Genomic DNA, 20,300 nt, shown 5'->3' with positions numbered 1-20,300 from the left:
TGTTGTCGTATTTTAGAATGCCTCTATTGTTGTTGCCAGCTCATCAAATCCCTCGCCTTTTACAAAAGCGTAGGTCTTTTTGTTGATATTGTAGTACTTAATCCATCCTTTCTCAACCAATACAGTAAGGTCGGTACGGGCTGTTTCTTTAGATACACCATAAACGGAACGCAGCTCACGTATGGTGATCATTTTCTCTCCATCTTCCCTGAGCCATTGCAATACAGTGGTTTGCCTTTCGTTATAACCTGGTATTTTTTGTGCTGGTTTTTCTACTTTTTCTTTGCTGATACGCAGCGCAAAGTCTCGCAGCGATTTAAATGCCATCTGCACCGACTGTATATAAAACTGGATGAAATATCCCGCATTATTTTCGTCTGTTTGCCCTTGTGAAAAAGTTTTATGGTACTGTTGTCTGAATTTGGAAATAACATTGGAAACTGAAATAAATTCTGCCACCCAATACTCTTTTTCAACAAATACATTTGCGCCAGCAACCTTGCGATACGGCCGTTACCGTCTTTAAAAGGACGCGCTGTTGTAATAATGTAGTGGATAAGACCAGCTTTTACCAGTGGATGTACAAAGAATGGTTCGGTATCATCATTATAAAAGGATATCAGCTGTTCTGCTATCGCTGGGATAAAGGTCAAATCAGCTGGATTGTATCCGCCCGAAAGGTCTACCGTAGAAAGATCTACTTTATTATTGGTGCGATACTGACCTATACCCTTCAGCTTTATCGTGTCTCTGGTAAGCGCCTGATGCAACTGGAGCAATAATGCTTCTGTCAGGTTTTCTTCTTTTTTGCATACGCGAGTTGTAACGCCTTATAGATATTTACACAAGCCTGCTCATTTACATCCCGGGGTGCCCGCTTTTTAAGCAGCATTTCTTTAGCCGCTTTTTTCGATACGGTTATACCCGCCAGTTGCGCCGAACTGATACTTTCATCCAGCAGGGCGTTTGTTTTATGCCGGTGTATATGCCTGGGTTCAAGCAATACCTGCAAATCGCGGCCGCCCGCGAGCCCGATATCCAATTTGTGCAATTGCGATTCCAGGCTGTTGCTAACCCACCATTTGATGCTGAAAGAAGGAAAAGACAGGCAGCGGTAAAAGCCCTGATCCCGTTCGCGTAAGACTTTTGACCAGATATCCATCCTGTAATCTGGCTCGGGTATTTGCATGTCTTTAAACTTATCCCAATGAACATAATTATTGTTAAGATTGGAGATCAGCTTTCTTGCAGAATCATCGTTTAATGGTTGCGTCATGTCTCTTTTATTCTAAATAATCGGCTAATTTCGGTAAAATTTGGACATTTACAATAAAACCTGGCGGGTCCTAAAGTCTGCCAGGTTTTAATTTAATTAGACGTTGAAGATCGTTTATCCTATCGCCTGCTTCAGATCCTCTATCAGGTCGTAGGCGTCTTCAATGCCGATACTCAGCCGGATCAGCGAATCACTTAATCCATTTTTTATTCTTTCCTCGCGGGGTACTGATGCATGGGTCATGGTTGCAGGGTGGTTGATCAGCGACTCCACTCCCCCTAAACTTTCTGCCAGGGCTATTACCCGGGTTCCTTTTAAAACCTTTACTGCGGCATCCATAGATTCATCGGCCAGTTCGAAACTCATCATGCCGCCAAAATCGCGCATTTGCTTCCGGGCTATCGTATAACCTATATTGTCTTCAAATCCACACCAATATACTTTTTTCACTTTGGGGTGTTGGGCCAGGAAATCAGCCACTTTTCTGCCGTTCTCGCAATGCCGTTGCATACGAACATGCAGGGTCTTAATGCCCCGTAAAACCAAAAAACAATCTACGGGCCCCGGCACTGCACCACTACTTTTTGTATAAAAAACAGCTTTTCCCTTAACTCATCATCATTCATCATCAGGGAACCCATAATTACATCGCTATGCCCTCCCAGATATTTGGTCGCCGAATGCATTACGATATCAGCGCCCAGGTCTAAGGGGTTTTGTAAATAGGGAGATGCAAAAGTGTTATCAACCACCAGTAACGCCCCAGCGTTCTTTGCTATTACAGCTGCAGCTTCAATATCCGTAATATTCATCAACGGGTTTGTTGGCGTTTCTACCCAAATCATTTTTGTTTGACCTGTAATGGCCGCGCTGATATTTTCCACTTGGGTTGTATCAATGTAAATGAATTTTATACCAAAATCGGCCCATAATTTGGAAAATAGCCGATAAGTACCTCCATACATATCACTTGCCGCAATCACTTCGTCTCCCGGCTTCAATAAACGGATCACCGCATCTGTTGCAGCAACCCCACTGCTGAAGGCTAAGCCATGCTTCGCGTTTTCCAATGAAGCAAAAGCATTTTCGAGCGCCGTGCGCGTAGGATTACCAGCACGGGAGTAATCGTATCCCTTATGCTCATTGGGACCGGTTTGCACATAAGTAGAGGTTTGGAAAATTGGCGTCATAATAGCACCGGTTGATGGATCCGGCTCCACGCCCGCGTGGATGATCTTGGTATCTCGTTTCATTTATTTTCTTTTTTATACCGGCTGTTAGGGTAGCCGGTTAGCGCAAGGTAAAAAGAAAATAACGAATGTATGGGTAATTAAACTGCCTTTACACGAGCCTGCAAAGTAGTAAGACGATCTTGAAATCCTTCAACCCTACGCCTTGATTCAAATCAATCTATGAAAATCTTCGTAGTTGTTTGCCGTTCGTCCTAAAACGGGCGTATCGCGCTGACAAACAGTTAATAAGTCCGTTACCGTTTAAACGGTTTTTTGACCATTCATTGATAATTTTCAATCAATCTGTCCATTCGTTAAAAATATTTAACAGGAAAGGGCTTGCCGTTGGTCAATATTCACTTGCCAAAGCGCTACCGCTGCGGATACCTTTACCTTGTTGAAGCGCAGATAATGAGGATAGAAAGGTTGCATGATGAAGGTGGGTTTGGCGGTAGAAAATCCGTCATTCACCGGGAGTTTTAGGATCGTTCACCCATAAGTGCTAGACAGGAGGCTTCAAGCTGATGTATGTTTGTGAAACAAATAAAAAGAATACAACAATCTCTAAACAATTAAAACTTAATAAAATGAAAAACTTAATTCTTTCAACCGCTTTTATGTTAGCCGTAATTGGCAGCGCCTCCGCCAGTACAGTGGAACCAGCTAATGAATATGTACTGAAAACTTTTGGCCAGATCTTTAAAGAGGCCATCAATGTAAGCTGGACCAATACCGGCGATCATTTTGAAGCCTATTTTGTAGGTGATAACAATGTAAAAACACGCGCTTTACTGGATGCAAAAGGCAATCTGGTACAAACTATTCGTTACTATAAAGAAGAAGATTTACCGTCTAACGTGCTTTATGCTGTGAAAAAGAATTTAAGGATAGAGAGATCTGGGGTGTTACCGAAGTGTCGAACAAAAATGGTGTAAACTACCGGATCGTTTTAAGAGATGACAAAAACTACACACATGTTAATGCCAATAGTGTTGGTGAAACAGAAGTAGTATCAAAATATAAAAGAGGCGACAAATAATTAGCTTCAAAATTTTCTCATGTAAAACAACGGAGGGGGTATTCTTATCTTCTCCCTTTTTGTTTTTAGAGGGTTCTATATCTTAACCGGAAGTTTCACCAAAGCATCATCCCAGGCAATAATCAAGTTGGCCCCGCTATTGGATTTTTCAAACACCATCGTAAAGTATTCCATTACAGGATTGTAATAGGTAACAGGCACTTCTACCCTTACCAGGTCTTTGGATGTGTCCTGCCTTAAGCCCCATAAATCCAGGTCGTTATTAATAGCAATCGTCCAATAACCGGCTTTAGGAATAGCATATAGGGTATATCGTCCTTCCGGTATTTTTTTATCGCCGATCGTAACCGGCTGAAAAATATCCAGTTCGGTAGCTTCATTTGCCCCAAGTCTCCAGGTTTGTCCATATTTAAGAATTTCTTCAAAAAGCTTGCGGCCCTGCAAATGGGGACGGCTGTATATGACCCGCATTACCGGTGGCGGCACTGCTGGGTCAGCAATTTTTTGCTGGGGGTATTTAGCAGGAAAATAACTCATATCCATGGGTGAGATATCTACATCTGCATAAATATTGTTGTCTTCTATAACCGGTGCCGTATTGCAGTAGAATCAGTGTTTGCTGACTGATGTGTTGGTGTTGTAGTACCGGATGTGGCGGGCTTTTCTTTACACCCCATCAACAAACTGATCGCTAAGGAGGAGGCAAATAAACATTTACAAAATACGGACATGTACTTGGGTATAATAAATTAAAATGAGATGGGTAAAGTGGCAGAAACGGTATCCCAGCCGGCTACCAGGTTTACTCCGGTTCCCGATTTTTCCAGATCGATAGTGAGTGATTCAATGGGCTTCTCCAGTTTTTCCACAGGGGCGGTTACCCGGCACACATCTTTGGCAGGATCGTATTTGAATGCTCCCCAGGTGTCTGTTTCTTTGTTGATGATGAATGTCCAGTTTTTTTCACTTACCAGCGCATATATGGTATACCTGCCCGCAGGCACTTTTTACCCCCGATTTTTGCTTCGGTAAAAAGATCCAGCTCGGTTGCTTCATTCGCACCCAATCGCCACACTTTACCATAAGGAACCATTTCGGAACCAAAAACCTGGCGGTTGGCTTTATTGGGACGGCTGTAAATAACCCTCAGCCTTAAGGGCTCCTTTGTTCCTTTTACTTTAAGCGATGGGTAGTCCAGGGGAAAGTAGATCTGGTCAAGGGGGACTTATCTACAGGCGCCCACTGCTGCGCAACGACAAACTGCGAGCCGGCAATAACGCTGGCTGCCAGAAACATCCATTTTTTCATCTTCTTTTTTATTTGGCGATCTTCTTCAATATAATGTAAAGCACCAGGCTTTTGCGACTTAACCAGGCAAAGTTCGGTTATCTGACAATAGTTGCTTCATTTTATTAAAAGCAAAAAGCCTGATTTCTTCCCAAAACTCATCAAAGCAACTTTGCAAAAAATGGTAATGCTGATCAAAAATCTTTATTGCCGGGGCACTATCCTGCAAATATGCGGCTCTTTTCACCAACCCTCCAAAACTTTGATAAATCCGGCAAAGTTCTGTACCCGTATAACCAGTTTTGCGATTGCATATAAAAAAACAGGTGTTCAAACTGGGGAGGCATGATTGGTTTTTGCTTCTCCAATTGCTGGTAAGTTGCCTGCGAAAAATCATACAAAGCCGCTTCATTGGCAAAAGAGGTTGGTTCTATTGCGAGGAAATGATCATATACAACATCTATAAATGCGCCGCTGTATAACCTGTATGCAGCTTTGAAAACCGATTTGGCTTTTTGTGTTACGGGATGGGTATCTGTAAAATCATCTATAGCCCTGTGTAACAAAATGCCTTTGTGCACCACGGGCGGATACAGGAACTGCTTTTTGCCTTTTATAAAATCACTCGTCATATTGCCCAGCAAAATTTCTTCGTTGCCAAATGATAAATACGCATGAGCTAAGTAATTCATATTATTTCTTTATAAACGTTACAATATCTGTTACCAGCTGGGGTACAATGGGTAAGGATGGTTGCGTATAGGTAGCCGGTTTTGATTAATATCTTCCGGAGCGGTTTTCAACACATGATTCATTCCTGCTATCAGAGCAAGCTGAGCCCCAGGTTTACATGCTTTTAGCTCCTGTCCTTCACTGGTTTGCACTTGAAAATCAGTTGTTCCTTGTACTATTAGTGTGGGTATACGCACTTTCTTTATTTCCTCACAAGGACTATATTTCATCCAGGAGCTCATATAGGATTGTATGCCCGGCCTGAAAAGTGTAAATAGCATGGGGGAACAGAGTCTATTTTTTCTCCCTTTCTCATTTTATTAAAAAGAGAATCGGCGGCAGAAGCCAATGCGGGCGCCTGCTTTTTGAGCTGCCAGGTTATAATTTCGTCAATTGCTTTTGCAGGTCCTGAAATAGATATGTATTTATCGCTTTTTACGTGCTGCACGGCAACCATGGCTATCAAAGAGCCTTCGCTGTGCCCCGCTACTATTAATTTTTTAACCCGGTTGTCTTTTCTTAGAAGCTCTATCCATTCTTCCAGATCCTTTATAAAATCATCAAAAACCAACTTCGATTCATCTTTGCCGGCCTCCCTGCTTGCAGCCACACCTCTCTTATCAAACAGTAGCGTGGCTATATTGTTTTTCGCCAGCTCATGAGCCAGCATCAGGTAGCTGTCAGCAGTGACACCCAACGGGTTGTTGCCCTTTCTGTCGGTGGGACCGGAGCCAACCTGCAATATAACGAGGTCGAACTTGTTTTTATTTGCAGGCAATATAAGACTGCCGTAAAGATCTCCGGTTGCTGTATGTAAAGTAACCGGTTCTTCCGTTTGTGCCGATAACACATTATTGAAAAAGAGAAAAATGAAGAGCGTCAATAGTCTATACATAGGATCTTATTAAGCAGGTAAGTTAAGAAAAGAATAACCTTCTTCCATATCAAAAATAGATATTTTTGCGGTCCGCAATGTCTCACGCTTTTGTGATCTGAAGGCGAATCAAAAGTTTTGAATCATGAACAAAGGACCCGTTTCAAATTTTATTCAACATCATTACCGCCATTTTAATGCAGCAGCATTAATGGATGCCGCAAAGGGTTATGAAACCCATTTGCTGGAAGGAGGCAAAATGATGGTGACATTGGCCGGAGCTATGAGCACTGCCGAGTTGGGCATTTCGCTTGCCGAAATGATCCGCCAGGACAAAGTACATATCATTAGCTGCACCGGCGCCAACCTGGAAGAAGACGTAATGAACCTGGTGGCGCATAGCCACTATAAAAGAGTGCCCAACTATCGCGATCTGACGCCACAGGAAGAGTGGGATTTACTGGAGAACCACTATAACCGTGTTACAGATACCTGTATTCCTGAGGAGGAAGCTTTCCGCCGCCTGCAAAAGCACCTGGTCAAACAATGGAAAGATGCTGAAGCGAATGGAGAACGTTATTTCCCTCACGAGTTTCTATACAAAACCGTTTTAAGCGGAGAGCTGGAGCAGTATTATGAGATTGATCCGAAGGATAGCTGGATAGTAGCTGCCGCAGAAAAAATCTGCCGATCGTTTGCCCGGGTTGGGAAGACAGCACCACCGGTAATATTTTTGCCAGCTATGTGGTGAAGGGTGAGCTGCAGGCATCTACTGTAAAAAGCGGTATCGAATATATGGTATGGCTTACCGAGTGGTACCGCAATAATTCATCTGGAAAAGGTGTTGGTTTCTTCCAGATCGGGGGCGGTATTGCCGGAGACTTCCCTATTTGTGTGGTTCCGATGATGTACCAGGATCTTGAGTGGCATGATGTTCCTTTCTGGAGCTATTTCTGCCAGATCAGTGATAGCACTACATCTTATGGATCGTACAGCGGTGCGGTGCCTAACGAAAAAATTACCTGGGGTAAGCTCGACATACACACACCCAAGTTTATTGTAGAAAGCGATGCAACTATTGTTGCTCCGCTGATGTTTGCCTGGATACTGGGCTGGTAACGTTAATTACAATTTATAGAATCAGGCCTTACTTACATTGGAAAAATGTAGGTAAGGCCTTTATTAATTTTAAAAGAACTCATTATGCTTTTTCGCATTATATAAATGCCATTAATTATTTTTGCTTTTATTAAAACAAAAAACTGCTATGAAAAAGCTACCTATTATTTTAGGGCTATCCTTCTCTATTTTTACGGGCTACGCACAAGAGAGAAAATTAGAGCTTACCTCTGAACGCAAGAGCGACAAGTCGGTGGAAATCTCCTACAAGAAAACAGATCCCGGCTATTATACCATGTAATCAATTACTCAGCAATCTTCATTTTAACAATAAAGAAAAGAAGAAATCTTTCATAACTGAGTTGCCTCCGATTTTGCGAGTTTTAGAGCTGCAGCTATCACCTGATGCATATCGAAATATTGATAATTTCCTAGACGCCCACCAAAATGGATGTTTTTTTTTGTGCTTGCCAACTCTTTATATTGATTGTAACGTTTATTGTTATATATGTCATTTATTGGGTAATATGGCTCAGCATGATTAGAAAAAGGCTGAGGAAACTCTTTAGTAATGACTGTATGTGGTTGCTTACCAAATTCGAAGTGTTTGTGTTCTATAATTCTCGTGTATGGTATTGCTCTTTGTGTATAATTAATTACCGCGTTCCCCTGAAAGTTTTCAATTTGTTTCGTTTCGTGTTCAAATCTTAAGCTTCTGTATTCAAGCTTACCCAATTTATACTCAAAGAAAGAATCGATAGTGCCTGTAAAAACTATTTTGTTTGCTAGTGTGTCGAAACTAGCACGATCGACAAAGTAGTCAGTATTTAGCCTAACCTCTACACTTTTCAATAACTCTTTAGTCAATCCATTATAACCGCCAATAGGTATTCCTTGATATTTATCGTTAAAGTAGTTATTATCATACGTAAATCGAAGCGGAATCCGCTTAATAATAAAAGCAGGAAGTTCTGTTGTTCTCTTTCCCCATTGCTTCTCACTGTAACCTTTAATAAAAGAATAATATATATCGTCTCCTACCAGAGCAAGTGCTTGCTCTTCGAGATTTTGGGGTATTTTACCTAAATAAGGTAACGTTTGATGTCGTATTTTTTCCTCGGCTTGTTTTGGAGTAGTCACTCCCCACAACTGACTAAAGGTATTCATGTTAAAGGGGAGGTTATACATCTTACCATTAAAATAAGCAAGAGGGCTGTTTACAAATTTATTAAATTTTACGAAGGAATTTACAAAGTTCCATATCGTTTCATCATTGGTATGAAAGATATGTGCCCCATAGCAGTGTACATTTATTCCTTCGTAATTTTCGCAATAAACATTTCCACCGAAGTGACTGCGTTTATCAATGACCAGACATTTTTTTCCTATTTGGTTCATCTGATGAGCAAACACTGAACCGAAAAGTCCAGCTCCAACTATCAAATAGTCATACTTTTGAGCGGAAAACATTGAAGTTTTGTTGATCTTAGCAACAAAAGCCTTTAAATACTCTAGCCTTTTGTCTAACCCAGATTTGTGAAGAAGATGTTGGTTGTCTACCTGAAATATTTGGCAATAATCGATTTTAAGAGGTCACGATTTACAATTATTTTCCCGGTGTTTTTTATCACTTCTTCAAAGAAGTGAATCAACTCATGGAAATAGTGATCAAATGAAAAATTCAGCCTTTGTTTGAAAACATTTTTTCTGGTTTCATCCATTATAGACTTGTTATTTAATAATTCTCCAAGCTCATCAAATGTATCGAATATTAGTCCGGTTTTAAGGTTTGTTATTAAATCTTGTGTTGCTACTATATGGCCCTCATTATTTTTCTGTATCATCGGAAGGCCTGCAGCAGCCAAGGTAGACATTCTTGCAGGATAATTTAAATCATCCCAAGAGCATTTCATTAACTCTCCATTATTTAGGCTATCAAAACAGTGCAGCCAACCAGCATCATATTTTGAGTACTCTTTCGCCCAATTTTCGGGTTTACAATGAGGGTGAACATGAAGATGTCCCTTTGCAACTTGATTCACCTGATCAACCCATCCAGACCACATAGAGTGATAAAACTCACCATACAAATGTAAATGAACATTGTATTTAGACAATATAGCAACATCTTGTGGCTTGATACCGTAAGGCCTTCCAGAAACTAACGTATGTATTGCGCCATCTGTTTCTGACAATAGGCAAGACCTCTTTTTAATAAACCATTTTGACGGAGGAAGGTCTCCATCTAAAATAAGGGATTGGGAGTTGACATCTCCAATGATTTGACTGAACCAATCTTTACACTCTTTATTGATGAATATTTGACCATCTGCATTGTAAAACAATTCAACCATTTCGTTCCATATACCATAATTTCGGCAAAAAAGGGGCCCTTCTTTGAAGTGCCAAATAAAGGGGATTTGGGGATTAGAGACCATTATATAATGGGCTAATTTAACAGCTTGAGAATTTAACAGTGCATAAATAATATCAGGTTGGATTTTTTCAATTTGAGATTGTATATTATTGATGTCCAAATCGACTATATTCCCAAAAGGAAAAGGACCTACTGCGTTATGAATTTCAGGATTGCTAATCCACAACCCGTATAATTGGTGTCCATCTTCTTCAAAGGCTAAAATTCTTTCTGGGTTAAACCCAAGTTCGCCTACTATAAGAATTTTTAATTTTCCAGGAGATGAATGTGCCTGCTGAAACTTGATGGCATTCTCGTTCTCATCTATACAAGTATCGTTAACATTGTGAAACTTTATTTGCTCGGTTACCTGGTAATACTTTTTGTAAAAAGCCAATCCTCCGCCTTTTGTTGTACTAATTATTTTATGACGCTGGAAAGGATGACTTACCCATTCACAGGATATAATATTGGTTCCAACAAATGTTCCTTCTTCGCGTAATTGACCCCAATACATTTTGTCAAGATCTGCAGTTACTAATTCATTTCGTTCAATCCATTTACAAGAACCCTTTCTATGCATAACCTGTACGAGCTGAAGAGAGCTATTAGGAATTAAGCCAAGAGTCTTTTTAGTAGATAACCCAGAACCTAAGTTATCAGTATTGTCATAGTATAACCCAGAATAACTAAGTATTATGTTTTGAGATGCCGACAAACTGTTATAAAGGTTCGATAGATGATCAGTGAAGTAGATATCATCCGAAGGCAGATAACAGATATAGTTACAGTTGGCATATTCTATACCCATATTTAAGCAATTTCCTAAACCTTTATTTTGGTCATTCCTATAGTATCGTACACGGCTATCTTGCCTATAGTCCTCTATCACGTCTTCTGTATAGTCATTTGAACCATCATTAATTAGTATTAGCTCCCAATCTTGAATGGTTTGAGCAAAAAGGCTCGCCAGTGCCCTTCGAATAAACGCCCCATTGTTATAGGTAGGCATAATAACAGAAATTGACCGTTCCTTATACTTTCTTGGTTTATTTTTTGAATATTCATTCATATAAAACTGTTCAGCTTGATTTTATTCTAAAACTTTGGTTATATCTTCATAGTGCAGACAGCAGATAGAGAACAGGAAATATTTCACTCTAGAAGCTGTTCGGGCCTGCCTTACAGCGGGTACCTAAACCTGCCTGCTTTCTTGCCTTAGTCTTCCTTGTTATATGGAGGCTGTGTTTTTGTATTCCAAAGCATTTCTAGATGTAAGCTCTTGATGATTACACTCTAACTATTATTAGTTACAAATAATAATTTGTTCTGAATTAAAAAATTAACTTTAATAACTATTAGTTCGCAAAAAGCTTTATATTCTTCCTCATTTTCGGAAGGAGCGAATAAAAAGCTAATCTTATTTAATAATTCTTCAAATGAAATTTCTTCCTTCGTAAGAACTATAATGTTTATACAGGTCTCGTCTAACACGATCTCTCTGTGCCCTGAAAAAAAAGTTCTGGAATAATACCTATGGCAATATTAGACTTATCTGAGCTTCTAATACTCAGCATGCCGTTCTCCGTTATGTTCATAGTTGGCCATTCAAAAACTGAGTATAATATTTCTGCATAATCATTTCTTTGAAGTTTTATCAACATGCGCTCGTTAAATGATGCATTAATGAAATTAATTGATGCCATCGCTTTATCTTCTAACTGCCTTAAAGTGATAGGCCCAAGTCTATTAAACTTAGAACATGTTTTTTTATTTTCTTTTCATACTTGAATAACTCTTTTAAGAGTTCATTTTTCGAATTTGAAACATCTTTAGCCAACATATGGTTGGTTTTAAAAACATAATTTTTATTTAAACTCTTTAAGAAGTTGTTGGTGTTCTGAAATGTAAAAAAGTTGTAGTCGTTTTTAATACGCTCTTGTTTTATTTTGGTATTGTAAAAATAATGTTGCTTTTTAAAAAGGCTTACAATCCTTAAAAAAATCTCTTCATTTTCTTGCAAAAGATGTCGAGACATCATGTCGCAAACACCTTTGTCTCGCTTAAACTCTCCAATTAAATGCAAATATTTTAATCTATCAACATTATAAAAATCGGCGAAATCTTTATACTTATATCCAAAATCAGGAATCCCCTCCATTTTGAGGCATGTAACATTTTTCTTATGTTTTTTTGATAGTGAGAATAGTAGTAGTTGCTCAAAAATTATATTTAAATTGTCATTTGATTTACAATTCTTATTTATCGCAACAAATCGTTGGGCATGTGAAACAAATTTTTTAAAAAAAATGAGATCGTTCCCACCTATGATTCCAGCATTATATGACCTCATATCTCTGGAAGTAAGGTTTTTCTTTAAAATTGGAGGTACGTAATCCAGTTTACTAATTAAAGGCTCGAAAAGACTTTTATAATAGTCCGTTCCTATTTCAAGGTTTTGAGCAATTATCTCACCACTTAGAACAGTTCCATCAATTGGCTCCCAAAGCATTACATCTCCATCCACATGTAAAAAAGGCTGCTCCTGTTTTGCGTAAGTAAGTAGTTTGGGTAATGCCCACAAATGTTGCGGAATATCCAAGTCATCATAGTCTGTGAATACAACCGTGTATGGCAGGCCTAGTAGGTCAATTAAAGCACGTTTCCCACTGAGGTCCGTATAAAGTTTTACATTTTCATAGTTCTTAGTAAGCTTCAAACAACTGAGAGCCCAACCCATTAAATGGTATTGAGGAGAGAGCCACCCAAAATTTTCACTAATAAGATTCTTTTTTGGGTCCATAGAGTTTGGCAAATAACCATATATTAAATACTATTAAGTTGACTACTATAATTAAGCGATTTCCTACTTTAGTTTGCTTAAAAATAGTATGAAGTGTCTTTTTGTAAACTGAGACCGCTGTTATTAATTGTGTACAAACGTTCTCCGACGGAAATGGTTAAGCTTTAAAAGCAAATAAATAAGCAGGAATATCTTTCCCTCGAAGGTTAAAAATATTGAAGCGAGACTTCAACTTTTTCTACCAGTAGAGAACAAATGTTTCAATCTACAACTTTTAGCGTTCTACTATAGTAATAGCCATCGCCGATTAAGTATTTTATTGCAAATAGCTTTTTCGTATATCAAGGACTATTATTGTATTGCAGTAATATAAATCGAATGTTATGAGATTTATCATTCTGTTGATAATACTAATAGACCATTAGAAACTTATACACCAATTCTAATGGTCTATTATCAACAGCGTCGAACGAATCTTCTAAGGATTGCAGCGACTAGTGGAATTGTTTGTATATACAGGAATAATTCCTGAGCCAGTCTCGCAATAACAAGTACCAGGACTATTCCACATCATACCATACGTACAAGAACCACTACTTGTTTTCCAATTACCACTAGAGTCTTGAATCGACAAAGTGCAGGGCCCCCAATTACAAACGCCACCTCCACCTCCCGTTCCGCCACTTCCTCCCATAACGTTCTTTAACTGTTCTCTTGTTAGCAATTCTGCTCCCTTCATGTTTGAAAGACTTAATTTTAACTTTTTCATTTTTTGTTTTATTTCGTATTTAAATGTTAAATAACAACGCAAAACTAAAGTGGCTGAAGGCAGTATAAATGCCCCGAATAAAATTCTAGGTGTCTTTACATAATATGAAAATGGCTTTTTCTGAAAAACATAGCTCTTCGGGTTTTCCCACCTTGGCAGCCTCGTTGCTGCTTAAAATTTCCCCATACTTTATAAACTTAGAGATGCAAAATTCCCCCTCTTCCAAATAATAATAAGATTTTCTAGATCGATCATATTGTATTGAAGCTCCCATCTCCCGCATTTCAGATACCAAAATCTTTACCGCACGTTCTGAAAGCTTCATTTTCTTTGCAAAGGTTTTTAAATCGCCGGTTGCTTTTTTTCTAATTAGGAAATTAGCATATTCTAATCGCTTAATCGATTTTACTAACGACATTAGACGTGTTATTAAATGCTGAAAAAATATTTTAGGTCTGCTACTGAATAAATTTCGGGTAATTGAAAAAATTTTGGAGTACTACTACTATTGTTGATGCTTATAAAAAACGTTGGGGTGAATTTAATTTCGGCTTTCTCACACCACTCTCGCATTTTTGAAATTTTGTCCTCTTGCATATAAAGCTCATTATCAATCGGGTATTTGGCTGCAAATGTTTCGTAATGTTTCTGTTCGCTTAGGTACCAATCATCTAAAGCGAGCCTTGTCAAATCCTCATGATTTTCAGATGCAATAGCTAGCAAATGGCTTACGGGTCTTTTTTGCTATCATTCTCATCATTTGTACTCGTAAAAATGATTTGCAAACTTACTTCATCATTGCTGGCTATCAAATCGTCGATTATTGGATGTGCTTCAGAGCAAGGGCCGCAATAGGGATTGCAAACCTTTATCAATCTGTAAGTACTACCGGGGTTACCCATACTTATTCCTAAATCGTAAGATGGTTTCTTTATTTCTTTTTGCTTCGCAAGTACTCCTTCAAATACTAAAGGATTATGCTTTATACGTTGTAATTCAATCGTCTTTTGCTTACTTGTCTTTGCCTTTTGTAACACAGGAATAAGTACAAGAATAGCAACAAAAGTAAAACTGAAAGAAGCTAAAAAACTAAATAAAGAAAGAATTGTCAATGATGAAAATGACGATGTATTATAAAGACCTCCAGCAAGTGCCGTGATAAACAAGAATAGCAAAATTATTTGAACTCCCAAGCAAAGCAAACACCATTGCTTAACTACTTTCCATTGGTAGTATATAGAAAATATGGGATACGCTAATGTTACAAGATTGAACCATGCAGAAAGAACAAGTGAAGTATGAGAAACACCTGTCACTAACAGCCAAAGAAGCATTCCAGTAAAATATGCGAACCCAATACTGCTCCAGCTTAGTCCTAGAATTTTTGAAGCTTTAGAATTAAGAACCGCGGAGCAATTTACTTTTGTGCTAGCTTGACAAACTTGCTTAATAACAGGGTTAAATTCATCTATTTCATGCCACAACAAAATAGAAGTTATGAAAGAGCCTGATAATATCAAAATCAATGTAACAAGAGCTGTAAGTGCATACCCTGTAAAACTACCGTACAAATAAATTAAACTTATCGTCAACGTTATAGAAGGAAGTAACCATAACGCCACTGAATTAATCAAAAGTATTTGTTGCTCAGCTTTCAAATGCTTCTCATAGTTGGGTTCTTTTGTTTTACTTCCAGTTTCTACAGCTAGAATCACTTCCTTAAAAACTGTTTTAAAGGTGTCAAAACTTAGCGTTTCATTTTTCTTTGTTCCTGAATTATATAGCGTGACAGTATCGTTGGAAAAACCTGTAACGACAACAAAAACATCATGAGGCATATTTCGGTTCCTAATTTGAGCTAGAAGTGGGTAGTCTAAATCCGAACTCTTTTTAAAATCTTCAGCCGAAATTCTAATCGCCACGCTCGATATATTATAAACAATACCCATTACATCTACTATTGAAGCTAGAGAAGGATAATTAGGATGTTCTATTAGCTCTTTCTGCAAATGGGATTTCGTATATTGTATATTCAACTCTTTCAACAAACGTGCCGTTGCGTCTTCACAGTGATCCATTGGTTGAGTAAGCAAGCTTAGCAATTTCATAAGTGTTAGTCGTTTCGTTAAAACATAGATTTAAAGATATAGATAATTTTGCTTTTCTTTTTCAAAATATTTTTTAATATTTGTTTATGATTTTCGAAACGCTATGAGACGCTTTACCTTTTATCGCCAGCTAAACGCTATGGATTGTGGGCCAACCTGCCTTAGGATGATTATTCGGTATTACGGAAAACACTTTAATGCAGACAAGCTTCGTCAAATGGGAGGCTTCAATAAAACAGGAGTTTCTTTGCTGGGTATTAGCGACGCAGCTGAGAAAATAGGATTCAGAACTAGAGGTATTAAAGTCGACATGCGAAAATTGGAAGAAGTTCCTTTACCCGCTATATTACATTGGAATCACAATCATTTTGTTGTGCTTATAAAAATGGGGCGCCGTAAAGTTTCAATCGCAGACCCAGAAAAAGGCATTATCCGATATGCCATATCCGATTTCAAAAAGTATTGGATTTCTTCTCAAAATGATAAAGGAGAGGACTCTGGAATTTCGCTCCTTTTAGAGCCCACTTCCGAATTTTATGAGTTAGAGAATCAGAAGCAAAATAGACTCAATTGGGGCCTTGTATTACAATATTTGAGACCTGCTCGATTGCAATTAATGCAAGTATTTTTAGCATTAATTATCACGTCTATACTTTCCCTGATTTTTCCTTTCCTCACTCAAAGTGTTGTAGACACAGGTATCAATACTCAAAATCTTCAATTTGTAGTTATTGTTCTACTAGCCCAAATAATGCTAAGTTTCAGCCAAACAATTGTAGGCTTTATACGAAGCAGGATATTGTTGAGAATATCGAATATTCTCAACATACAGATTCTATCAGATTTTTGGATAAAACTTACCCGATTGCCAATCTCCTATTTTGATGTTCATCCAACAGGAGATACACTTCAAAGAATAGGAGATCATCGCACTATACAGGGGTTTCTTACTGGACAGCTTTAAGTACGTTATTTTCTTTTTTAATTTCATTATATATGCTATAGTACTAGTTATCTATAGCTCGCAGCTATTTTTTGTTTTTTGCATCGGTAGCGTTGTTTATTTCGCGTGGGTGCAGATGTTTTTAAGAATCCGAAGAAAATTAAACTATGAAACCTTTAGTCTTTCTGTGAAAGAGAATAGTGCTACTTTGCAATTGATTCAAGGTATGCAAGAAATACGTTTAAATAATGCCGAAAAACTAAAGCGCTGGGAATGGGAGAATATACAGGCCAATGTATTTAGACTCGGATTTAAAACTCTCAATTATAGTCAAATTCAAAGCGCTGGGGCTATTTTTATCAGCCAAATACAAGGTATTACTATTAGCTTTATTGTAGCCACACTAGTAATCGATGGGCGGTTGACATTAGGCGCAATGCTTGCTGTGCAATATGTAATTGGTCAGTTGAACGGACCTATTGAGCAGTGGGTAAGCTTTTTCAAAGTTTACAGGACGTTAGAATAAGTATGGAACGGCTAAATGAAATTCATCAATTAGATGATGAAGAAGATGCTAGAAAAAACTACATATCTCAATTGCCCGAAAACAAAAGCATCCTTATTAAAAACCTTTCCTTCACCTATCCGGGGGAAATAGTCCGGTATTGGAAAATATTAACTTGTTAATACCAGAAAATAAAGTCACTGCAATCGTTGGTACAAGCGGAAGTGGAAAAACTACGCTTGTCAAAATTTTACTTAAAGTTTATGAACAATATGAAGGGGATATCCGTGTAGGAGAAAATAATTCTGATAATAAACAGGGTAAAGCAGGAGCTAAGTTCAGTTTCATTAGTCACAAATACTGGCGTAGCACTTGCGGCGCAGTATTGCAGGATGGCTATATTTTTAACGAAAGTATTGCTCGTAACATAGCAGTAGGGGATGATCTCATAGATACAAATCGTTTACTTCAAAGTTGTCAAATTGCAAATATATAGATTCTTTTATTGAGTCACTTCCAAACGGTTATTATACGAAACTGGGTGCGGAAGGGATGGGCGTCAGCCAAGGACAGAAGCAACGACTTATGATAGCAAGAGCTGTATATAAAAATCCAGAATATATGTTTTTCGACGAAGCCACTAACTCTTTAGATGCCAATAACGAAAAAGAAATTGTTGAAAACCTTCATCACTTTTTTGAGGGAAAAACTGTAATAGTTGTAGCCCATAGATTAAGTACTGTAAAAAATGCTGATAAGATAGTAGTATTGAATGAAGGCAAGGTTGCAGAAGAAGGCACTCATGAAGAATTGACGGCGTTTAAAGGAAAATACTATGAACTAGTAAAAAATCAACTTGAGCTGGGGAATTAGTTACAAATCAGAAAATTAACCTATGAAAGACTCAAAAGTAGATATTGCTGAACTTTCCAATGAAGAGATGTATGAGGTCGCATTGAATAAAAACTTCTGGGAAAGATCAGAAATTGCTCAAGAGATTGTTAGCCGTAAACCCGATTTCTTCGAGAAATGGTCCCTCCTATTATTTTTGATGGTGATATTATCATTGATCGGCGCCTCATGGTTTATTCGATATCCGGATATTATAGAAGCTAATGCAATCTTAATAGGAGAGAATGCTCCTAAAGAAATCATTTCCCGACAAAGTGGCCACCTAATAGCACTTTTGGTGAAAAATAACCAAAAAGTAAAACAAGGAGAGATTATTGCGTGGATAGAAAGTAACGCGAATACACAAGAAATAATAAGCCTATCCAAAAATTAAACAGCTCCGCTTTTCTAGAGCAAAATAATCCTGTTAAACTTTCAGCATTGTTTAATGATCGATTTAAAAATCTTGGAGAATTACAGGTGCCATATCAAACTTTTATAACCGCCTGGCAACAATATAATGATTATTTGGTAAATGGCTTCTTTTATAAAAGAAAAAGCATGCTACAAAGTGACATTTTATCGTTAACGCAAATAAAAGGGAAGACCGCGGACCAAAGAAAGTTCACTCAAAAGGAAAATGACTTGGCGAAAAAAACGTTTGAAATGAACGAGATTTTGTACAAGGAAAAAGTTATCTCTTCTGAGGAATATCGACAAGCTCAATCAACCCTCATAAACAAGCAAAAAGCTCAACATCAAATTGATGTAGATATCATTTCTCAAGAAAGCCAAATTAGAGATAAACAAAAAGATATAGACCAGCTAAACCATGATATTTTTCAACAACAAAAGATATTCGAACAAGCACTACACACACTTAAAAGTAACGTAGATAGTTGGTTGAGTAAGTACACTGTTCAATCACCAATTGATGGACAAGTGGTTTTTGTGTTGCCAATTCAGCAAAACCAGTTTTTGAACAAGGAAAACTTTTAGGTTATGTAAAGCCCTCAGATAGTAAATATTATGCTGAAGTAAAACTATCTCAAAATAATTTTGGGAAAGTAGATACCGGAATGAAAGTTCAATTACGGTTTCATGCATATCCTTACCACGAAACAGGTTTTGTTTCAGGAACATTAGACTATATATCTACGGTTGCTATTGACAGTGGATTTCTAGGAACCGTACGATTGGATAGAGGCCTTACTACAAATCAGCATATGGTATTGCAGTATAGACCTGGATTAAAAGCCCAGGCTCTCATTATTACTAAGGATATGCGGATGTTGAAAAGAGTATATAACAGTATTATAAAGTCAACCTCACTCAATAAGTAGGTTTTAGGTTGTTTAGTAACCCTACCTATATTAAGTACTTTTAATTAGATATCTAAACAAATACCAAATGTAGGGGTTACTCATGAGTTTAGATATAAGCATATGTTATATGAGATTCTATCAGCAATAATGCTGTAAAATGTCACTGTTAGAAATTCCAAAAACTAAAAATATAAATAGTATTATGATTTCAAACAGAATTATTCAAAGTCTTTGGGTCGGAGGCCCTCTTAATCCTTTAGCTTTATTATGCATTAACTCATATCTTTTTCATGGGCATGAATTTCATTTATATGTTTACGAAAAAATTGAAGTTCCTAAAGGTATTATTTTAAGAGATGCTACTAATATCTTACCGCAACATCAAATTTTCAAAGATAAATATGGGAGCTATGCAGCTTTTTCAGATTGGTTTCGTTATGAGCTGCTTTACAAATATGGAGGCTGGTGGACAGATATGGATGTTGTGTGTCTTAAGCATTTCAATACAGAAGAAGATTATGCTTTTGCTACGGAGCTTTTTGGTATTGATAATTGTGTAGTTGCTACATCAAATATTAAAGTACCTCCCAAATCAAAACTTATGGAAGATTGCTTGGACGCCATTCAAAAAATTGAGGACTTACCGTCAATTAACTGGTTCGAAATAGGAGCACACCTTTTGTCTGAGAAAATCTGTAAAAATTCTCTGGAGGATTACATTCGAGATCCAAATGTCTTTACACCCATTTCGCTTTCCACATCCGAAATTTTATTTCAAAACTCGTATATAAAGTTTTCAAACCTCACATATTCAGTTCATTTCTATAATAATAAGCTAAGAACAGCTGGATTTGATTTGTATAAAAAGTTTCATCATAATTCGTTATATGAGAGGTTAAAAAAGAAGTATTGCACAGAAAAACGTACACTTCTTACTCCAGCAAAGAAATAATTACAAAGGAGATGAGTAAAAGAGAATTG

Annotated in this window: 24 protein-coding genes and 4 pseudogenes; 12 read left to right on the top strand and 16 right to left on the bottom strand. The window is 37.7% G+C overall.

Annotated elements, in window-relative coordinates:
• Positions 1-12: 12 nt before the first annotated feature.
• The 4 genes and pseudogenes from MKP07_RS08650 to MKP07_RS08635 all read right to left on the bottom strand — a co-directional run bounded on the left by MKP07_RS08650 (position 13) and on the right by MKP07_RS08635 (position 2,466).
• Positions 13-459 (bottom strand): DeoR family transcriptional regulator, encoded by a 447-nt coding sequence (locus MKP07_RS08650; RefSeq protein WP_240846765.1) that lies wholly within the window; start codon positions 457-459, stop codon positions 13-15.
• Between the two features lie 77 nt (positions 460-536).
• Positions 537-770: pseudogene (locus tag MKP07_RS42290) on the bottom strand (Fic family protein); the annotation flags it as partial.
• Positions 771-790: 20 nt separating this feature from the next.
• Positions 791-1,276 (bottom strand): hypothetical protein, encoded by a 486-nt coding sequence (locus tag MKP07_RS08640; RefSeq protein ID WP_240846759.1) that lies wholly within the window; start codon positions 1,274-1,276, stop codon positions 791-793.
• Between the two features lie 114 nt (positions 1,277-1,390).
• Positions 1,391-2,466, bottom strand: a pseudogene (locus tag MKP07_RS08635) (trans-sulfuration enzyme family protein).
• Between the two features lie 629 nt (positions 2,467-3,095).
• Between MKP07_RS08635 and MKP07_RS08630 the strand changes: the two are divergent.
• Together MKP07_RS08630 and MKP07_RS38040 are read left to right on the top strand one after the other, a co-directional pair.
• Positions 3,096-3,443, top strand: coding sequence for a hypothetical protein (locus MKP07_RS08630; RefSeq protein ID WP_240846757.1), 348 nt, complete (start codon positions 3,096-3,098; stop codon positions 3,441-3,443).
• The gene (locus tag MKP07_RS38040; protein WP_262919214.1) at positions 3,422-3,547 is read left to right on the top strand and encodes a hypothetical protein; all 126 of its coding nucleotides are present in this window, start codon (positions 3,422-3,424) and stop codon (positions 3,545-3,547) included. Before MKP07_RS08630 ends, MKP07_RS38040 begins: the two co-directional genes overlap by 22 nt.
• Positions 3,548-3,622: 75 nt before the next feature.
• Here MKP07_RS38040 and MKP07_RS08625 read toward each other — a convergent pair whose 3' ends face one another.
• The 6 genes and pseudogenes from MKP07_RS08625 to MKP07_RS08605 form a co-directional block, all read right to left on the bottom strand.
• Positions 3,623-4,084 carry a DUF2911 domain-containing protein gene (locus tag MKP07_RS08625; RefSeq protein WP_240846754.1) on the bottom strand — a complete coding sequence of 154 codons (462 nt, stop codon included), beginning with the start codon at positions 4,082-4,084 and terminating at the stop codon, positions 3,623-3,625.
• A gap of 212 nt (positions 4,085-4,296) precedes the next feature.
• Positions 4,297-4,688, bottom strand: a pseudogene (locus tag MKP07_RS08620) (DUF2911 domain-containing protein).
• Positions 4,689-4,720: 32 nt separating this feature from the next.
• Complete coding sequence (locus MKP07_RS38035) at positions 4,721-4,855, bottom strand: hypothetical protein (protein ID WP_262919213.1); 135 nt, start codon at positions 4,853-4,855, stop codon at positions 4,721-4,723.
• Positions 4,856-5,052: 197 nt separating this feature from the next.
• Positions 5,053-5,526, bottom strand: a complete 474-nt coding sequence (locus tag MKP07_RS08615; protein ID WP_240846751.1) for an acyl carrier protein phosphodiesterase — start codon at positions 5,524-5,526, stop codon at positions 5,053-5,055.
• A 30-nt stretch (positions 5,527-5,556) separates the two neighbouring features.
• A complete protein-coding gene (locus MKP07_RS08610) occupies positions 5,557-5,808 on the bottom strand; it encodes an alpha/beta fold hydrolase (protein WP_240846748.1) in 252 nt (83 codons plus the stop codon).
• Positions 5,805-6,461 carry an alpha/beta hydrolase gene (locus tag MKP07_RS08605; protein ID WP_240846745.1) on the bottom strand — a complete coding sequence of 219 codons (657 nt, stop codon included), beginning with the start codon at positions 6,459-6,461 and terminating at the stop codon, positions 5,805-5,807. Before MKP07_RS08605 ends, MKP07_RS08610 begins: the two co-directional genes overlap by 4 nt.
• A 124-nt stretch (positions 6,462-6,585) precedes the next feature.
• On the opposite strand from MKP07_RS08605, the pseudogene MKP07_RS42285 reads away from it, so the two are divergent.
• A pseudogene (locus tag MKP07_RS42285) lies at positions 6,586-7,559 on the top strand (deoxyhypusine synthase family protein).
• A gap of 148 nt (positions 7,560-7,707) precedes the next feature.
• Entirely contained in the window at positions 7,708-7,860 is a 153-nt protein-coding gene (locus tag MKP07_RS08590) for a hypothetical protein (RefSeq protein ID WP_240846740.1), read from the top strand.
• 50 nt (positions 7,861-7,910) lie between these two features.
• Here the strand turns inward: MKP07_RS08590 and glf are convergent, their stop codons facing one another.
• The 6 genes from glf to MKP07_RS08560 all read right to left on the bottom strand — a co-directional run bounded on the left by glf (position 7,911) and on the right by MKP07_RS08560 (position 15,655).
• Positions 7,911-9,029, bottom strand: a complete 1,119-nt coding sequence (gene glf, locus MKP07_RS08585; protein WP_240846737.1) for a UDP-galactopyranose mutase — start codon at positions 9,027-9,029, stop codon at positions 7,911-7,913.
• A gap of 86 nt (positions 9,030-9,115) precedes the next feature.
• Positions 9,116-11,047 (bottom strand): glycosyltransferase family 2 protein, encoded by a 1,932-nt coding sequence (locus MKP07_RS08580; RefSeq protein ID WP_240846735.1) that lies wholly within the window; start codon positions 11,045-11,047, stop codon positions 9,116-9,118.
• A 654-nt stretch (positions 11,048-11,701) separates the two neighbouring features.
• Complete coding sequence (locus MKP07_RS08575) at positions 11,702-12,778, bottom strand: DUF6734 family protein (protein ID WP_240846734.1); 1,077 nt, start codon at positions 12,776-12,778, stop codon at positions 11,702-11,704.
• 854 nt (positions 12,779-13,632) lie between these two features.
• Positions 13,633-13,965, bottom strand: coding sequence for a hypothetical protein (locus MKP07_RS08570; protein WP_240846732.1), 333 nt, complete (start codon positions 13,963-13,965; stop codon positions 13,633-13,635).
• An 11-nt stretch (positions 13,966-13,976) separates the two neighbouring features.
• Positions 13,977-14,270 (bottom strand): hypothetical protein, encoded by a 294-nt coding sequence (locus tag MKP07_RS08565; protein ID WP_240846730.1) that lies wholly within the window; start codon positions 14,268-14,270, stop codon positions 13,977-13,979.
• 5 nt (positions 14,271-14,275) lie between these two features.
• Positions 14,276-15,655: a vitamin K epoxide reductase family protein gene (locus tag MKP07_RS08560; protein WP_240846729.1), complete on the bottom strand. Its 1,380-nt coding sequence runs from the start codon at positions 15,653-15,655 to the stop codon at positions 14,276-14,278.
• 103 nt (positions 15,656-15,758) lie between these two features.
• Here MKP07_RS08560 and MKP07_RS38030 point away from each other — a divergent pair, with 103 nt between their 5' ends.
• From MKP07_RS38030 to MKP07_RS08530, 8 genes are all read left to right on the top strand, one after another.
• Positions 15,759-16,619, top strand: a complete 861-nt coding sequence (locus MKP07_RS38030) for a cysteine peptidase family C39 domain-containing protein (protein WP_262919212.1) — start codon at positions 15,759-15,761, stop codon at positions 16,617-16,619.
• Positions 16,579-17,124, top strand: a complete 546-nt coding sequence (locus tag MKP07_RS38025) for an ABC transporter transmembrane domain-containing protein (RefSeq protein WP_317235970.1) — start codon at positions 16,579-16,581, stop codon at positions 17,122-17,124. Before MKP07_RS38030 ends, MKP07_RS38025 begins: the two co-directional genes overlap by 41 nt.
• A gap of 139 nt (positions 17,125-17,263) precedes the next feature.
• Positions 17,264-17,599, top strand: a complete 336-nt coding sequence (locus MKP07_RS38020; protein ID WP_262919211.1) for an ATP-binding cassette domain-containing protein — start codon at positions 17,264-17,266, stop codon at positions 17,597-17,599.
• Positions 17,578-17,976: an ATP-binding cassette domain-containing protein gene (locus MKP07_RS38015; RefSeq protein ID WP_262919210.1), complete on the top strand. Its 399-nt coding sequence runs from the start codon at positions 17,578-17,580 to the stop codon at positions 17,974-17,976. The genes MKP07_RS38020 and MKP07_RS38015 overlap by 22 nt, the downstream gene beginning before the upstream one ends.
• 22 nt (positions 17,977-17,998) lie before the next feature.
• On the top strand, positions 17,999-18,388 hold the full coding sequence (locus MKP07_RS08545; RefSeq protein WP_240846727.1) for an HlyD family secretion protein: 390 nt from the start codon (positions 17,999-18,001) through the stop codon (positions 18,386-18,388).
• Positions 18,389-18,435: 47 nt separating this feature from the next.
• Positions 18,436-18,993: an HlyD family secretion protein gene (locus tag MKP07_RS08540; protein WP_240846725.1), complete on the top strand. Its 558-nt coding sequence runs from the start codon at positions 18,436-18,438 to the stop codon at positions 18,991-18,993.
• Between the two features lie 80 nt (positions 18,994-19,073).
• Positions 19,074-19,337: a hypothetical protein gene (locus tag MKP07_RS08535; protein ID WP_394803545.1), complete on the top strand. Its 264-nt coding sequence runs from the start codon at positions 19,074-19,076 to the stop codon at positions 19,335-19,337.
• A 139-nt stretch (positions 19,338-19,476) separates the two neighbouring features.
• Entirely contained in the window at positions 19,477-20,271 is a 795-nt protein-coding gene (locus tag MKP07_RS08530) for a glycosyltransferase (protein ID WP_240846722.1), read from the top strand.
• Positions 20,272-20,300: the final 29 nt, after the last annotated feature.

Origin of the sequence: Paraniabella hibiscisoli, from assembly GCF_022512515.1 — a bacterium.
Classification (GTDB): domain Bacteria; phylum Bacteroidota; class Bacteroidia; order Chitinophagales; family Chitinophagaceae; genus Niabella; species Niabella hibiscisoli.
The sequence above is the reverse complement of the archived record's forward strand: the minus strand, read 5'-3'. Positions and strand labels throughout refer to the sequence as shown.

Coding starts and splice junctions, on each gene's coding strand:
- MKP07_RS38035 (WP_262919213.1), bottom strand. CDS start 4,855: ATGAAAAAATGGATGTTTCTGGCAGCCAGCGTTATTGCCGGCTCGCAG.
- MKP07_RS08590 (WP_240846740.1), top strand. CDS start 7,708: ATGAAAAAGCTACCTATTATTTTAGGGCTATCCTTCTCTATTTTTACG.
- MKP07_RS08615 (WP_240846751.1), bottom strand. CDS start 5,526: ATGAATTACTTAGCTCATGCGTATTTATCATTTGGCAACGAAGAAATT.
- MKP07_RS38030 (WP_262919212.1), top strand. CDS start 15,759: ATGAGACGCTTTACCTTTTATCGCCAGCTAAACGCTATGGATTGTGGG.
- MKP07_RS08545 (WP_240846727.1), top strand. CDS start 17,999: ATGAAAGACTCAAAAGTAGATATTGCTGAACTTTCCAATGAAGAGATG.
- MKP07_RS08630 (WP_240846757.1), top strand. CDS start 3,096: ATGAAAAACTTAATTCTTTCAACCGCTTTTATGTTAGCCGTAATTGGC.
- MKP07_RS08560 (WP_240846729.1), bottom strand. CDS start 15,655: ATGAAATTGCTAAGCTTGCTTACTCAACCAATGGATCACTGTGAAGAC.
- MKP07_RS08625 (WP_240846754.1), bottom strand. CDS start 4,084: ATGAGTTATTTTCCTGCTAAATACCCCCAGCAAAAAATTGCTGACCCA.
- MKP07_RS08580 (WP_240846735.1), bottom strand. CDS start 11,047: ATGAATGAATATTCAAAAAATAAACCAAGAAAGTATAAGGAACGGTCA.
- MKP07_RS08530 (WP_240846722.1), top strand. CDS start 19,477: ATGTCACTGTTAGAAATTCCAAAAACTAAAAATATAAATAGTATTATG.
- MKP07_RS08605 (WP_240846745.1), bottom strand. CDS start 6,461: ATGTATAGACTATTGACGCTCTTCATTTTTCTCTTTTTCAATAATGTG.
- MKP07_RS08640 (WP_240846759.1), bottom strand. CDS start 1,276: ATGACGCAACCATTAAACGATGATTCTGCAAGAAAGCTGATCTCCAAT.
- glf (WP_240846737.1), bottom strand. CDS start 9,029: ATGTTTTCCGCTCAAAAGTATGACTATTTGATAGTTGGAGCTGGACTT.
- MKP07_RS08535 (WP_394803545.1), top strand. CDS start 19,074: ATGAAAGTTCAATTACGGTTTCATGCATATCCTTACCACGAAACAGGT.
- MKP07_RS08570 (WP_240846732.1), bottom strand. CDS start 13,965: ATGTCGTTAGTAAAATCGATTAAGCGATTAGAATATGCTAATTTCCTA.
- MKP07_RS08575 (WP_240846734.1), bottom strand. CDS start 12,778: ATGGACCCAAAAAAGAATCTTATTAGTGAAAATTTTGGGTGGCTCTCT.
- MKP07_RS08610 (WP_240846748.1), bottom strand. CDS start 5,808: ATGAGCTCCTGGATGAAATATAGTCCTTGTGAGGAAATAAAGAAAGTG.